The sequence below is a fragment of the Burkholderia sp. NFPP32 genome (genome assembly GCF_900119325.1).
GTDB lineage: Bacteria > Pseudomonadota > Gammaproteobacteria > Burkholderiales > Burkholderiaceae > Burkholderia > Burkholderia pyrrocinia_C.
This window is the reverse complement of the sequence record NZ_FPJP01000010.1, coordinates 43,423-57,463: the sequence shown is the minus strand read 5'-3', so window position 1 is coordinate 57,463 and position 14,041 is coordinate 43,423. Positions and strand designations below refer to the sequence as shown.

Genomic DNA, 14,041 nt, shown 5'->3' with positions numbered 1-14,041 from the left:
CGTGGTGCGTCATTGCGCGTTGTTGTCGTTGTCCTGACGCAGTGTCCAGACCGTCGCGGTATTCGTGTTGTCGTCGACGGCCGCGAATTGCAACTGGCCTTTGCTGCCATGTCCGAACGCAAGGCCGAATGCCGAGCCCGGCGCGGTATCGACCTGCATCTGCGCGACAAAGCGCCCGTCCACCGTGAATTCGACGATCTCGCTCGGTTGCAGCGGGTCCGGATTGACTGCGTCGCCGTTCGCGGTCACGAGATGGCCGTTCGGCGCGAGCGCCAGCGCGAGCGGGCCGTGCAGGTGCTTCGTGTCGAAGTAGATCATCCGCCCGACACCACCGTTGCGATTCGTCGACGCGGCGTTCTGGATCGCGAACACCGCGTTGTCGCCGGTGGACGCGACATACAGGACGTCGATGTTCGGGTCGTACGCAAGGCCGGTCGGGCCGACGACGAGTGCGTTGGGATCGGTCCGGTTCACGTAGCCCGACGCGATGATGCGCGAACTCGGCAGCATCGTGACGCCGTCGTTGCCGATCGCCAGTTCGATCCGCGCGACCGTCCCGTTCAGCACGTTCGACACGAACGCGGTCACGCGCTGGCCGCGATCGATCACGGTCATGTCCCACGGCCCGTCGAGCAGTGTGGCGCTGACCAGTTGCGTGACGAGATTGCCTTGAGGGTTGATGACGAGCAGCGAGCCCGGCGCGACCACGGTCTTGCCGTCCGGCGCCGGCACGTTGCCGGCCAGCACGAAGCCGCTGCGCAGCACCGCGAGCGCGGTCGTCAGGCCGAGATTGCGGCCCTGGAAGAACGTCGCGGGCGTATTGCCGGGCGACAGCTTCACGATCGTCGTGCCGGTGCCTTGCAGGTTCGACGCCGCGTTGAAGTTGGACACGACGACGTCGCCCGGTTTCAGCGTGCTCCAGGTCGGCACGCCGCGCGGCACGAACGCGATGCCGTACGGATTGAGATCGCCGTTGGCCGGCACGGTCGATGCGGTGACCGACGAAGGCGGCAGGATGATGTCGTTGTTGCCGGCCCACGCGAAAGTCGACGACAAGGCGGCCAGCCCGGCGGCGCAAGCCGCGCGGCATAACGTGCGCGCCAGCGCGTGCGAGGCGCGCGTGTATGCCGGCGGGTGCGCGGCGAAGACGGGCGGGGCGGGTGAACGACAGGTGGGGAGAGGGTCCATGGCATGACTCCGGTTGATGAACGCGAGCAGTCATCCCGGCTGCCGGCCAGCGCAGCCGACGGGTGTCCGGCGCGGGGGCGCGATCTTGCCGCGCGAACCCGCGCTCGAAATAAACGGATGGCGACGGCTGCTTATTCCATCCGGCTGCGCACGTTGCATGCGCGCCGGCATCGATTGTTCGCTGCGATGGCGACACGACCTGACAAGTTGAAATATCGCGCGCCGAAGGCCGATAATCGTCCGGCATCGAATGCTCACCCTGTTCAACCGTTATCGGAAACCGCCATGTCCTACGACAACAACAACCCGTTCGCAAAAATCCTGCGTGGCGAACTGCCGTGCGTGAAGGTCGCGGAAGACGACGCGACCCTCGCGATCATGGATCTGATGCCGCAGGCCGACGGTCACGTGCTCGTGATCCCGAAGGAGCCGGCCGCGCAGATCTTCGAGCTGTCCGGCGACGCGGCCGCGGCCGGCATCCGCATGACGCAGCGCGTCGCGGCAGCCGTGCGCGCGGCACTCGAGCCGGACGGCGTGTTCATCGGCCAGTTCAATGGCGCGGCGGCGGGCCAGACGGTCCCGCACGTGCACTTCCACGTGATCCCGCGTTGGGAAGGCGCCGAGTTGCGGATGCACGCACGCGACATCGCCGACGCGGCGACGCTCGAATCGATCGCGCAGCGCATTCGCGCGCGTTTTGTGTAACGGATCAACGGCACGCGACGCGGCACGGCGGCCGAGAGCCGGCCGGCTGCCGCGCCGCCATCGCCTGTTTCGGCGGTCACGCGAAGTAACACGTGTAACCGCCGGCGAAACTCGGCTCGGCAAGCTCGGCGCTAGACTCCGCGCATTACTTCATCGAGCGACAGGAAGAGCGGATCGCTTCTTCGTGCCGGCCGCCGTCGCCTACGGCGGCATGGTCTTCGCGAGGTGTCATTCGTCTTTCGCGCCGGGAATCGAGCCATGTCCAGACTTCTCATCACGCTTGCCCTGATCGGCGGCCTGTCCGGCTGCTACGTCGCGCCGCCGTACGGTTACGCGCCCGCGCCGGCCTACTACGGCTACGCGCCGGCGTATTACGCGCCGCCCGTCAGCGTCGGGATCGGCGGCAACTTCCGCATCCGCTGATCGGGTACCCGGCGCGGGCCTTGCCCGCACCGGTTCGCCGCCCTTCACCGGAAGGTTCGCGCGGATTCGCGCGCCGCATGACGACGGCACGCTGCGCATCGTGCGCGCGGTTCCTATACTTCACAGGAAAGAGCGTCCTGTGAGGCAGCCATGTCCGTCACACGCAAGTTCGCTGTCCTGTCGGGCGTATCCACGCTCGTCTATCTCGGGCTCGCCGTGTTCGGTTTCGGCGGGTTCGCCGCCTTTTTCTCGCATCCGCCGCTGATCGTCATCGTCGTCGCGACACTCGCGATGGCCGTCGTCGCGATGTTCACCGAAGGCAACCTGAGCGCCGGCGAGCGCGAGAACCGCGACAACCGCTGGGTGCTCGCGGCATTCGCGGTGAGCGGCTTCCTGCTCGCGTATCTGCCCGCGCTGACCGACCGGCTCGATGTCTGGACCCTCGGCGGCGATACGGTGCGATGGTTCGGCGTCGCGCTGTACATCGCGGGCGGGGCGCTGCGCATCTGGCCCGTGTTCGTGCTCGGCAAGCGCTTCAGCGGGCTCGTCGCGATCCAGCCGGGCCATACGCTCGTGACCGACGGCATCTATCGCCGCATCCGCAATCCGAGCTATCTCGGCCTGCTCGTCAATTCGGTCGGCTGGGCGCTTGCGTTCCGCTCGGGCGTCGGCGTGCTGCTGGTCGCGCTGATGACGGTGCCGCTCGTCGCGCGCATCCGCTCCGAGGAAGCGCTGCTGCGTTCGCAATTCGGCGCCGAATACGACGCGTATTGCGCGCGGACCTGGCGGCTGCTGCCCGGCGTGTACTGACCCTTCGTCCCACCCCGACCGTCGTTTCGGCGCGTGCTCACGGCACGTGCCCGATGTGTTGCCACGTGTGTCTCGAACGTGCGACGTTGCGCGTGGCCGGTCTGCCATTCGTGAGGGTCGGACCACCGCCGAAGCCAATACCGGCAAGGGTTTCGGGCGATTTCGGGGAGCGCGTTCGAGGTCCGTTATTCGCAAACAACTTGTTACCAGAATGTCCACGGCAGGGGTGTGGGACCGATGCTATTCTTCGCCGCAAGCTCAATGAAATGAATTGGTCCGGGGTTCGGCACAATGCCTGAACCGACATCGATCGATTCAGATCGTCGTACCGAGCGGACCTTCGATAACCAGATTGCGAACAAGGAAGAATACGGGAATGTGGAAGAAAATCGCCCCCGCTCTCGTCGTCGCCGCGCTGACCGGCACGACTGCACTGCCGGCATTGGCCGGTGACTTGAACAACGCGCTTGGCGGCGCGCTCGGCGGGGTTGCCGGCGCAGCGGTCGGCGGCGCGGTCGGCGGCAGCACCGGCTCGGTAATCGGCGGCGCCATCGGCGGCGGCGCGGGTGGTGCGGTGACGTCGAACCGTCGCGAGCGCACCGGCGCGATCATCGGCGGCGCACTCGGCGGCGGCGCAGGTACCGCGGCAGGCAACGCGATGGGCGGCCGCACGGGCGGCCTGCTGGGCGCGGCGGTCGGCGGCGGCGCGGGCGCCGCGCTCGGCGGCAACATGTCGCGCAGCTCGTACGAACGCGATTACGGCGATCGCGGTTATCGCGGCGATCGCGGCTATCGTCGCCACAAGCATCATCACCACCGCGACTGGGACTGATCGCTGCTGGCGCGGCACGGTGCGCGACCTGCGCACCTTCGCGCCGACGGCGTCGGCCCCCGACGCGAGAATCGGCCCGGCGGCCTGCCGGGCCGCCATCGCCGGCCAGACCGGCGACCTTTCCGGCTTCATCAGCTGCTGCCATACGCCCGACCGACGGGCCGGCAATTTCTCTCCTCGCCGTATTTCCCCGCTTCCCGACTACAAAGCCTGCCGCGCCTGAATGCGCCGGCGCAAGATCGGCGAACGCCATTACGCAGATTCCGTTCGACACGCCTGCCGGTTCCAGCCTGACGATGGTTCGCGATAGGGGCGGAGTGCTTCGCGGCCACGCGCGTATTGACCATCCTCGATCTGCGTAACCAGATGTATCGCGGCCCGCGCGTGCAACCCGTGTTGCCGTGGTCGGATGCATCGCATCGCCAACGTCCGGGCGATCGTTCGCGTCCCCCCCCGACCGTGAGGATTTCCCTGATACGCAGACCGCCGCGCCACGCCGCTTCGCCGCGCATCGCACGCGCCGGCAAGTAGTGGGAAATCGAATGGATAGCATCGCAACATTTAATTGGTCGATCGCGATCGACTTCGCTATCGTCAACGACGCCCGCGTACGGAATCGAACCGAGTCATCCGCCGCGTCTCGCCTCGTTGCATGAGCGCGAACGCCGCGGCTCGGCCGCCGGACCCACCAGCATCGGTCGCCGCGTCCGATCAACCGGACGGATCCGTCGCGAAGCCTGGCCGACCGAACGAAGGCGCATGCGCTTTCAAACCACCCCGGCGACGATGTCCCGCCGCCGCATGCGCGTCGCACGCGCATGCGTGCCGCCCGATGCCGTTTGCGCCCGGGGCCGGACCAACCCATTGCCTGGATGCATATGTCTAAGACAACGTATTACGCGCCGCATGGCGGCCACCCGCCGCAGACCGATCTGCTGACCGATCGCGCGATGTTCACCGAGGCGTACGCGGTGATCCCGAAGGGGGTGATGCGCGACATCGTCACGAGCTGGCTGCCGTTCTGGACGAACACGCGCCTGTGGGTGATCGCCCGCCCGCTGTCGGGTTTCGCCGAAACCTTCTCGCAGTACATCGTCGAAGTGAACCCGGGCGGCGGCAGCGACAAGCCGGAGCAGGACAAGAACGCCGAAGCCGTGCTGTTCGTCGTCGAAGGCGAAGCCGAGCTGACCCTGCAGGGTTCGAAACACGTGCTGAAGCCGGGCGGCTACGCGTTCATTCCGCCGGGCGCGGACTGGACGCTGCACAACGTCAGCGATGCCGCGGTGCGCTTCCACTGGGTCCGCAAGCATTACCAGGCCGTCGACGGCATCCCGCTCCCCGAAGCCTTCGTGACCAACGAGCAGGACGTCGAGCCGATCCCGATGCCGGGCACCAACGGCGCGTGGGTGACGACGCGCTTCGTCGACATGAGCGACATGCGCCACGACATGCACGTGAACATCGTGACGTTCGAGCCGGGCGGCGTGATTCCGTTCGCTGAAACGCACGTGATGGAGCACGGCCTGTACGTGCTCGAAGGCAAGGCCGTCTATCGCCTGAACCAGGACTGGGTCGAGGTGGAAGCGGGCGACTTCATGTGGCTGCGCGCGTTCTGCCCGCAGGCATGCTATTCGGGCGGCCCTGGCCGCTTCCGCTACCTGCTGTACAAGGATGTGAACCGTCACATGAACCTGACGCTGAGCCCCGCGCGCTAAGCGCCGCGCCAGCAGTCGAATACGCAAGCCCGCCGGTGCATGCCGGCGGGCTTTTTCATGGGCGGTGCGGCCGGCGTCGTGCGTGCTACAGGCCGAGCGCGGCCGCGGCCAGCGTCGCGACCTGCAGCCGCGTATCGGGCGGCAGGCCGTCTTCCATCAGCCATACGGCCGACAGGCCCGCCCACGCGAGAATCCACTGCAGCAGCCGGCGGCGGTCGAGCTGCGCGGCGTCGGCCACGCACGCGACGCGTTGCTCGAAGCGCACCGGGTCGACCGCGATGTCGTGCGCGGGATTGCAGAACAGGTTCGCGTAGTCGAACGCGCGATCGCCGCGCAGCCCCTTCGGGTCGATCGCGAGCCAGCCGCGTGAGCCGAAATGCAGGATGTTGCCGTGATGGATGTCGCCGTGCAGGACGACTTCATCGACGGGCTGTGCCGACAGCAGCGCGCGTGCCGTTGCGGCCGATCGGCGCAGCACGTCGTTGGCCGTGGCATCCGACAGCAGTGCATGGAACCAGTCGTGCAGCGGCACGACCGCAGGCGGCTCAGCACGATGCGCGTGCAGCCGCGCGACGACGTCGCACGCGATGCGCATCGCGTCGTCGTCATGACCCGAAGCCGAAAAGCCGGCCAGCGACGGCGCCGGCTGCGCGCGTTCGAGCAGGATCGCGTCGCTGTCGTGCTGCCACACCTGTGCGGTGCCTTGCCCGTTCCACCAGGTCATCAGCGCATTGCCGCGACGCTCTTCGTCGCACGTGGCGACCTTCAGCATCGCGGGTCGCGCGTGCCAGAGAACGGGCAGCAGGCCGCCGCTCGCGGTCAGGATCGGGCCGCCGTCGGGAACGAGGCCCCACAGGCCGATGTATCGATCGAACATCACGCGATGGTACAGGCGAACCGGACCGCATGCCGCGCGGTTTGTCCGACGGTGCGCCGCAAGCCGGCATGCGCTGCGCGAACGGCTCCGGCGCGCTTTCCTAAATAAAATTCAGCCTGCCAAAGTTTGGCTAAAGAATGTTCCGGTTTCGCGCTATCCCTTCGACAATGCGCGCCTTCTGCGATCGGCAGGCGCCTGTCGCGCGCCGGCCGTCGCGGCCTCGAAGAAGGAGCCCGACATGACCGACCACACCGCTTCCCCTCCGCCGCAACCCGCGCCGCCGCGCCGCCGACGCATGTGGCGCACGCTCGCGGGCGCGCTGCTCGGCCTGACGCTCGCGTGCGCGGGCATCGGCGCATGGACGATCCAGCGAATCTGGATGCAGTTGCCGTCCGTCGAGCACCTGGCCGTCTATCGTCCCGCGCTGCCGCTGCGGATTTTCTCGCGCGACGGCGACTTGCTGGCCGAATACGGCGTCGAGCGGCGCGAGTTCGTGCCGCTCGAACGCATTCCGCCGCTGATGCGGCAGGCGCTGCTCGCGGCCGAGGACGCGAAGTTCTATCAGCACGGCGCGGTCGATGTCGGCGGCCTCGCGCGCGCAACGTTCGCGAACGTCGTGACGGGGCAGCCCGGGCAGGGCGGCAGCACGATCACGATGCAGGTCGCGCGCAACTTCTACCTGACGCGCGACAAGGTGCTGAGCCGCAAGCTCGCCGAGATCCTGATGGCGGTCAGGCTCGAACGCGAATACAGCAAGGACAAGCTGCTCGAGCTGTACATGAACGAGATCTATCTGGGCGAGCGCGCGTACGGTTTCGCGGCGGCCGCGAACGTGTATTTCGGCAAGCCGCTCGACGCGCTGAGCGCGGGCGAGGCGGCCGTGCTCGCGGGGCTGCCGAAGGCGCCGTCCGCGTTCAACCCGGTCGTCAATCCGGCGCGCGCGACCGCGCGGCGCAACTATGTGCTCGGCCGGATGCATGTGCTCGGCGAGCTCGACGACGCGACGTACCGCGCGGCCGTCGACGCGCCGATCGTGCTGGCGACCACGCCGCCGCCCGGGATCGTCGCCGCGCCGTACGTTGCCGAGCGCGCGCGCCGCATGATGGTCGAGCGTTTTCACGACGATGCCTATACGCTCGGCCTCGACGTGACGACGACGGTCTCGATGCGCGACCAGCGCGCGGCCGAAGCCGCGCTCGACCGCACGCTGAGCCGGCAGCCACGCGCGACGCGCGATGCGCGCAACGGGCTCGAAGGCGCGCTCGTGTCGCTCGATGCGGCCACCGGCGACATGCTCGCGCTCGTCGGCGGCGCGGATTTCAATCGCAACGTGTTCGACCATGCGCTGCAGGCGTATCGCCAGCCGGGCTCGAGCTTCAAGCCGTTCGTTTATTCGGCGGCGCTGGAGAAGGGCTATTTCCCCGGCGTGCTCGTCGACGATACGCAGCGCACGCTCACGCATGAGGAAACCGGCGCGCGACCGTGGCGTCCGCGCAATTTCGGCAACCGCTACGAGGGCTTCATCCCGGTGCGGCGCGGGCTCGTGCGCTCGAAGAATCTGGTCGCGGTCAGTCTGATGCAGGCCACCGATGCACGTTACGTACAGCAGCACGCGGTGCACTTCGGCTTCGACGCGCAGCGCAATCCGGCGTCGCTGCCCCTCGCGCTCGGCGCGGGCGCCGTGACGCCGCTCGAACTCGCGAGCGCATACGGCGTGTTCGCGAACGGCGGCACGCGGATGGAACCGCGCCTGATCCTGTCGGTGAAGCAGCGTCACGGCGGCGCGATGTACGAGGCGACCGTGCCGGCAGGCGAGCGCGTCGTGTCGGCACGCAACGCGTTCGTGATGGACAGCATGCTGCGCGACGTCGTGCGCTCCGGCACCGCGCGCGGCGCGCTCGCGCTGCGCCGCGACGACGCGGCCGGCAAGACGGGCACGTCGAACGGATCGAAGGACGTATGGTTCGCCGGTTATTCGTCGGGCATCGTCGCGGTCGCGTGGCTCGGCTACGACACGCCGCGTCCGATGGGGCGCACGACCGGCGCGACGCTGGCGCTGCCGGTCTGGCTCGACTACATGAAGACGGCCGTCGACGGGCGCACGCCCGTCGATGCTTCGCCACCGCAGGACGTCGCGCTCGTCGACGGCGACTTCGTCTACGCCGAATACACGCGCGGCACGTGCACGGCCGATGTGCCGCCGTACATCCGCAGCCGCTTCGCCTGCGGCGGCGCGGCGGTGCAGGACGCGTCGGACGCGCCGGCCGACCGCGGCAAGCCCGACGAGCCGATGCCCGCAGCGGTCGATGCGGCCGAGCGCGAACGCGTGCTCGACCTGTTCCGGACCGACGACTGACGCGCGCGATGCATACGCTCTATCTGATTGCGATCGTCGCGGAAGCGATGTCGGGGGCGCTGATGGGCATGCGGCGCGGGATGGACCGCTTCGGGCTCGCGCTCGTCGGCGCGGTGACGGCGCTCGGCGGCGGCACCGTGCGCGACGTGCTGCTCGGCCACTATCCGCTCGGCTGGATCGCGCATCCCGAATACCTCGTGATCACGCTCGTCGCGGCGACCGTCGCATCGTGGGCCGCACGGCATGTCGCGCGGATGAAGACGCTGTTCGTCACCGTCGACGCGATCGGCCTCGCGGCGTTCACGATCATCGGCTGCGACATCGGCGCGTCGACGGGCACGGCGCCGATCATCGTCGTGCTGGCCGGCGCGATCACGGGCGTGTGCGGCGGGATGCTGCGCGACCTGCTGTGCAACGAGATGCCGCTGATCCTGCGCGAGGAGCTGTATGCGAGCGTTGCGTTCGTCACGGGCACGCTGTATGTCGGGATCCAGCATTTCGGCATCGATGCGAGTTTTGCGACGGTGATCGCGCTGGCGGCCGGATTCTCGATGCGGATGCTTGCGGTGCGGCTCGGGTGGAAGATGCGGACCTTCGGCGCGGCGGATGGCGAGCATTGAGCGCGGCCCGCGCGCCGAAGTTCAGTCCGGCTGCATCACCTGAAAGACGTTGCCCTCCGGATCGAGGCCGTCGTACATCCGGTACGCGAAGCCGTCGTAGCGCTTGAGATCGCGCACGGTCACGCCATCGCAGGCGAGCCGGTCGCGGTGCGCGTCGATATCGGCGTCGATCGAGAAAACGAGCTTCACGGCGTTTGCGTCGGAATTCGCATGCACGAACGAGGTTGTCTGGCGAAACGCGGGGCCCGCCAGATGCAGCGCCAGTTCGATCGCACCCGCGTCGAGCACGACCCATTCACCGTTGATTTCCTCGATGACTGGGAGGTCGAAATACCGCTGGTAGAACGCCTTCTGCAACGCTACGTCGCGGACGTACAGGATGATGCGGGTCATTGAAAGCGGCACGCGAGGCTCCTCGAAGGGGATGCGCGAATGATGTTGGGTGAACGGCAGTTGAAGGCAGCGTAGGACATCGAGCGACGCAACGACCGTGCAGTATTTGCCTACGCTACGCAGGCACCATCACCGGCGGCGTACCGTCGCCGGTTTCCACCATCTTCACCGCGAATCCGTAGCATTGTGCGATATGCGCGGGCGTCATCACGTCGCGCGGCGCGCCGTGCGCGACGATCGTGCCGTCGGCGAGCATCGCGATCGTATCTGCGTGCCGTGCGGCGAGGTTTGGGTCGTGCACGATAGCAAGCACGCCGAGCCGCCATTCGCGTGCGACCGCGCGCACGGTTTCGAGCAGCCGGTGCTGATGTGCGAGATCGAGCGCGGCGGTCGGCTCGTCGAGCAGCAGGTAGCGCAGGCTGCCCTCCACACCGTCGTCGTCCGGCCACAGCTGCGCGAGCACGCGCGCGAACTGCACGCGTGCAAGTTCGCCGCCCGACAGCGTCGTGACATCGCGGCCGACGAGCGCTTCGGCACCCGCGCGTTCGAGCGCGCGCCACGCGATGTCGCGATCGCGGTGCGCGATCACGTGCCGCGCACCGCTGCGCCGCGCATGCGGATAACGGCCGAGCAGCACGATTTCGTCGACGCTGAACGGGAAGGCCGGCTGCGCGGCCTGCGGCAGCACCGCGCGCAGGCACGCGAGCCTTGGCGCGTCGATGCGCGCGAGCGGTTCGCCGTTCAGCGTGATGTCGCCCGTCACGCGCACGCTGTTCGGCGCGACGCTGCCGGTCAGCTCGCCGGCGAAGGTCTTCAGCAGCGTGCTCTTGCCTGCGCCGTTGCGGCCGAGCAGCGCGGTCACGCGGCCGGGCTCGATCGACAGCGACAGGTCGCGAAGGATGGCGGTGTGTCGGCGGGCGACGTCGAGATGGTGGGCGGTCAGCATGGTCATCGTGACGGAAGGGTTACCCGCCGAGCGCGCCGCGGCTTTTCCACAGCAGCGCGAGGAAGAACGGCGCGCCGAGCAGCGCGGTCAGCACGCCGAGCGGGATTTCGGCGGGCGCGGCGACCGTGCGCGCGGCGAGATCGGCGGCGAGCGTCAGCAACGCGCCGAGCAGCGCGGCGCCGGGCAGAACGATGCGCTGGTCGGGGCCGCACGCGAGCCGCACGCAATGCGGCGCGACGAGCCCGATGAAGCCGATGATGCCCGCGCACGACACGAGCGCGCCGACCGCGAGCGCGACCGCGACGAGCACGCGCCGCTTCAGCCGCTGCACCGGCACGCCGAGATGCAGTGCCTCGGTTTCGCCGAGCTGCAGCGCGTTCAGCGCATCGCGTTCGCGCGCGAGCAGCACGCAGCCGATCGCGACGCACGGCGCGACGGCCGCCAGCGCGGACCATTGCGCGCCGCCCAGACTGCCGAGACTCCAGAAGGTCAGCGAGCGCAACTGCGCGTCGTCGGCGACGAATGTCAGCAACCCGATCGCCGCGCCGACCAGCGCGTTGATCGCGATGCCGGCGAGCAGCAGCAGCGGCAGCGCGAGCCGGCCGCGCGATGCGGCGAGCCGGTAGACGAGCGCCGCGACCGCAAGCGCGCCCGCAAAGGCCGCGACGGGCAATGCGGCCGCGCTCACGTGCGCGGCAAATAGGGCGGGGCCGAGCACGATCGTCGTCGTCGCGCCGAGTGCGGCGCCGCTCGACACGCCGACGAGCCCCGGATCCGCGAGCGGATTGCGGAACAGCGCCTGCATCGCGGCGCCGGTCGCGCCGAAGCCGCCGCCGACCAGCAGCGCGAGCGCGACACGCGGCGCACGGATGTCGAGCAGCACCGCGCGGGCCTGCTGAGCGGTTGCATCGCCGCTCAGCGCGGCCCATGCTTGCGCGAGCGGAATGCGGTACGCGCCGACGCACAGCGCGACGACGGACATCGCGCACACGAGGCACGCGAGCGCGGCCAGCGCGAACGGTGCAAAGCGGCGCGACGTGCCGATGCGCGCGGCGCCGGAGCGCGAGGCGGGCGACGGTGCAGGGAAAGGCGAAGCGTGAGCGGGCATCGGGGCGGTCCGGAATCAGGCGAACGCATCCGACAGGCGTCGGTGCAGGGTCGTGACGGCGAGCGGCAGGCGCGGGCCGAACCCGAGCAGGAACAGCGCATCGAGCGACACGACGCGCTGCGCGCGGCCGGCCGGTGTCGCGCCGAAGCCGGGCGTGGCGAGCAGCGCGGTGCGGCCGCCGACGGCCGCGAGCCCTTCGTCGGAGATCAGCACGACGTCGGGTGCGGCGGCCGCGAGTGCCTCGGTCGTCAGCGGCTTGTAGTGATCGAAGCCCTGCATCGCGTTGCGCGCACCCGCGTAGCGGATCATCGCGTCGGCGGCCGTGCGCTGGCCGGCGACGAGTGCCTGGTTGCCGGTATGGTTCAGCACGAACAGCACGCGCGGCGGCTGCGCGCTGCCGGATGCGCGTACGGCGACCGCGTCGCGCGAGGCCTGCCAGTCGCGATCGAAGCGCTGCAGCAGCGCGGCGCCCGCATTGCGCACGTCGAGCGCCTGCGCGACGCCGGTGATCTTCGCGCGCACCGACTCGACGTCGTGGCGTTCGTCGAACGTCGTCACCGCGACACCGGCGTTTTTCACCTGCGCAATCGCGGTGGGCGGGCCGGCTTCGGCCGACGCGAGCACGAGATCGGGCCGCAGCGACAGCAGCCCCTCGGCCGACAGCGCGCGCTGGTAGCCGACCTTCGGCAGGCGCTTCGCGGCGTCGGGGTACGTGCAGGTCGTGTCGGCGCCGACGAGCCGGTAGCGCGGCGTCTCGGCACCGCCGAGCGCGAACGCAGTTTCCGCGAGCGCGCCGCCGATCACGACCACGCGCTTCGGTGCGGCCTGCGCGGCTTGTGCGAGCACGCGGCCCGGCAGCGCGCCCGCGAGCGCGCCAGCCGCCGCGCTCGCCAGCACCGTGCGGCGCCGCGGATCGAACGATCGCGCGCTCACCGCGCGTCCCCGCGTGCGGCCGGCGGCAGCGTCGCGACGAGCGCGCGCCAGTCGTCGCGTTCGACCTTGCCCGGTTTGCGTTCGCCGAACAGCAGCGCGACGTGGTCGCCCTGCCGGTCGAACAGTTCGAGCGACGTGACGATGCCGTCGCTCGTCGGCTTCTTCACGACCCACGCGGCGGCGATCAGGTCCTCGCGCACGTGCAGGTTGAAGCCCGGGTCGAGCACGTTGATCCACGCGCCGACCTCGCGCACGTTCGCGACGGGGCCCGTATGGATCTGGATCATCCCCGCATTGCCGACGAACACCATGATCGGCTGGCCGCTTTGCGCGGCCCGTTCGAGCACGTGGCGCAGCGCACGCGCGGTTTCGACCGGATACGCGTATTGCGGATCGGCGAGGCGCAGCGCCTGCATGCGGCTCACGCCGAAGCGCTGCGTGATGCCGAAGAACTGGTGCGTGTCGGTCATCGCATTCCACGCCGCGCGAAAGCTCGGGACGTCGATCTCGGTGTCGGCGCGTTCGGGCGCCTTCGGCGCGGCGGGCGCGACGTCGAGGCCCGGTTCCTGCGATGGCGCGCGCCAGCGTTCGACGAATGCGTCGTACGCGGCGTGGTCGCTGTGTGCGCGCAGGTAGACCTTGTGGATCGCGTGGCCCTGCGCGTCGAAGAACTGCAGGCTCTTCAGCGGGCCGTGCGCGGTCTCGTCGCGCACCGCGAACGCCGACACCCAGTGACGATAGAAGATCCGCAGGTCGATGTCGCCGAGCGCGAGGCCGACGGGGCCGTCATGGCTCATCTGCGCATATTCGCCGTCCTTTTCGTGGACGGCCGTGTCGTTGCGCGTGAGCGCCATCACGCGGCCGAGGCGCGGCATTTCCTCGAACATCGCCGGAAAGCGCGCGTCGAGCCGCACGACGTGCTCGCCGACGAACGCGGCGAGCGCCTGGCCTTCGCTGACGCCGAGCGCCTGCGCGACGTCGCGGTTGCGCAGCTGGCGCTCGGTCTTGAGCTTGATGAACGCGTCGCGCAATGCGGCGGCCGCGCGGGCCGGGCCGGCCGGTTGACCGGGAAGGGCGGATTGCATCATGTCGGACTCCTTCAAGTAACGGTTGGGGTGGCAGCGCGGGCGTCGCG

Annotated in this window: 15 protein-coding genes; 8 read left to right on the top strand and 7 right to left on the bottom strand. The window is 69.2% G+C overall.

What is annotated here, in order from left to right:
• Positions 1-9 precede the first annotated feature (9 nt).
• A complete protein-coding gene (locus BT264_RS19660) occupies positions 10-1,188 on the bottom strand; it encodes a YncE family protein (RefSeq protein ID WP_177318388.1) in 1,179 nt (392 codons plus the stop codon).
• Between the two features lie 285 nt (positions 1,189-1,473).
• On the opposite strand from BT264_RS19660, the gene BT264_RS19655 reads away from it, so the two are divergent.
• From BT264_RS19655 to BT264_RS19640, 6 genes are all read left to right on the top strand, one after another.
• Positions 1,474-1,893, top strand: coding sequence for an HIT family protein (locus tag BT264_RS19655; RefSeq protein ID WP_072440179.1), 420 nt, complete (start codon positions 1,474-1,476; stop codon positions 1,891-1,893).
• Between the two features lie 258 nt (positions 1,894-2,151).
• Positions 2,152-2,316, top strand: coding sequence for a hypothetical protein (locus BT264_RS39260; protein WP_162836114.1), 165 nt, complete (start codon positions 2,152-2,154; stop codon positions 2,314-2,316).
• 150 nt (positions 2,317-2,466) lie between these two features.
• Positions 2,467-3,126, top strand: a complete 660-nt coding sequence (locus BT264_RS19650) for a methyltransferase family protein (RefSeq protein ID WP_072440181.1) — start codon at positions 2,467-2,469, stop codon at positions 3,124-3,126.
• A 376-nt stretch (positions 3,127-3,502) separates the two neighbouring features.
• A complete protein-coding gene (locus BT264_RS19645) occupies positions 3,503-3,958 on the top strand; it encodes a hypothetical protein (protein WP_034181694.1) in 456 nt (151 codons plus the stop codon).
• 19 nt (positions 3,959-3,977) lie between these two features.
• Positions 3,978-4,181, top strand: coding sequence for a hypothetical protein (locus tag BT264_RS38430; RefSeq protein ID WP_143155750.1), 204 nt, complete (start codon positions 3,978-3,980; stop codon positions 4,179-4,181).
• A 655-nt stretch (positions 4,182-4,836) separates the two neighbouring features.
• Complete coding sequence (locus tag BT264_RS19640) at positions 4,837-5,673, top strand: bifunctional allantoicase/(S)-ureidoglycine aminohydrolase (RefSeq protein ID WP_072440183.1); 837 nt, start codon at positions 4,837-4,839, stop codon at positions 5,671-5,673.
• Positions 5,674-5,758: 85 nt separating this feature from the next.
• Here BT264_RS19640 and BT264_RS19635 read toward each other — a convergent pair whose 3' ends face one another.
• Positions 5,759-6,550, bottom strand: coding sequence for an aminoglycoside phosphotransferase family protein (locus tag BT264_RS19635; protein ID WP_072440185.1), 792 nt, complete (start codon positions 6,548-6,550; stop codon positions 5,759-5,761).
• 238 nt (positions 6,551-6,788) lie between these two features.
• On the opposite strand from BT264_RS19635, the gene BT264_RS19630 reads away from it, so the two are divergent.
• Positions 6,789-8,906, top strand: coding sequence for a penicillin-binding protein 1A (locus tag BT264_RS19630; RefSeq protein WP_072440187.1), 2,118 nt, complete (start codon positions 6,789-6,791; stop codon positions 8,904-8,906).
• A gap of 8 nt (positions 8,907-8,914) precedes the next feature.
• Complete coding sequence (locus tag BT264_RS19625; protein WP_072440188.1) at positions 8,915-9,526, top strand: trimeric intracellular cation channel family protein; 612 nt, start codon at positions 8,915-8,917, stop codon at positions 9,524-9,526.
• A 21-nt stretch (positions 9,527-9,547) separates the two neighbouring features.
• Here BT264_RS19625 and BT264_RS19620 read toward each other — a convergent pair whose 3' ends face one another.
• From BT264_RS19620 to BT264_RS19600, 5 genes are all read right to left on the bottom strand, one after another.
• On the bottom strand, positions 9,548-9,931 hold the full coding sequence (locus BT264_RS19620; RefSeq protein WP_072440189.1) for a VOC family protein: 384 nt from the start codon (positions 9,929-9,931) through the stop codon (positions 9,548-9,550).
• A 103-nt stretch (positions 9,932-10,034) separates the two neighbouring features.
• The gene (locus tag BT264_RS19615; protein ID WP_072440191.1) at positions 10,035-10,865 is read right to left on the bottom strand and encodes a heme ABC transporter ATP-binding protein; all 831 of its coding nucleotides are present in this window, start codon (positions 10,863-10,865) and stop codon (positions 10,035-10,037) included.
• 19 nt (positions 10,866-10,884) lie between these two features.
• Positions 10,885-11,973, bottom strand: a complete 1,089-nt coding sequence (locus BT264_RS19610; RefSeq protein WP_072440193.1) for a FecCD family ABC transporter permease — start codon at positions 11,971-11,973, stop codon at positions 10,885-10,887.
• A gap of 15 nt (positions 11,974-11,988) precedes the next feature.
• On the bottom strand, positions 11,989-12,906 hold the full coding sequence (locus BT264_RS19605; protein WP_072440195.1) for a heme/hemin ABC transporter substrate-binding protein: 918 nt from the start codon (positions 12,904-12,906) through the stop codon (positions 11,989-11,991).
• Positions 12,903-13,994, bottom strand: a complete 1,092-nt coding sequence (locus BT264_RS19600; RefSeq protein ID WP_072440299.1) for a hemin-degrading factor — start codon at positions 13,992-13,994, stop codon at positions 12,903-12,905. Before BT264_RS19600 ends, BT264_RS19605 begins: the two co-directional genes overlap by 4 nt.
• Positions 13,995-14,041 lie beyond the last annotated feature (47 nt).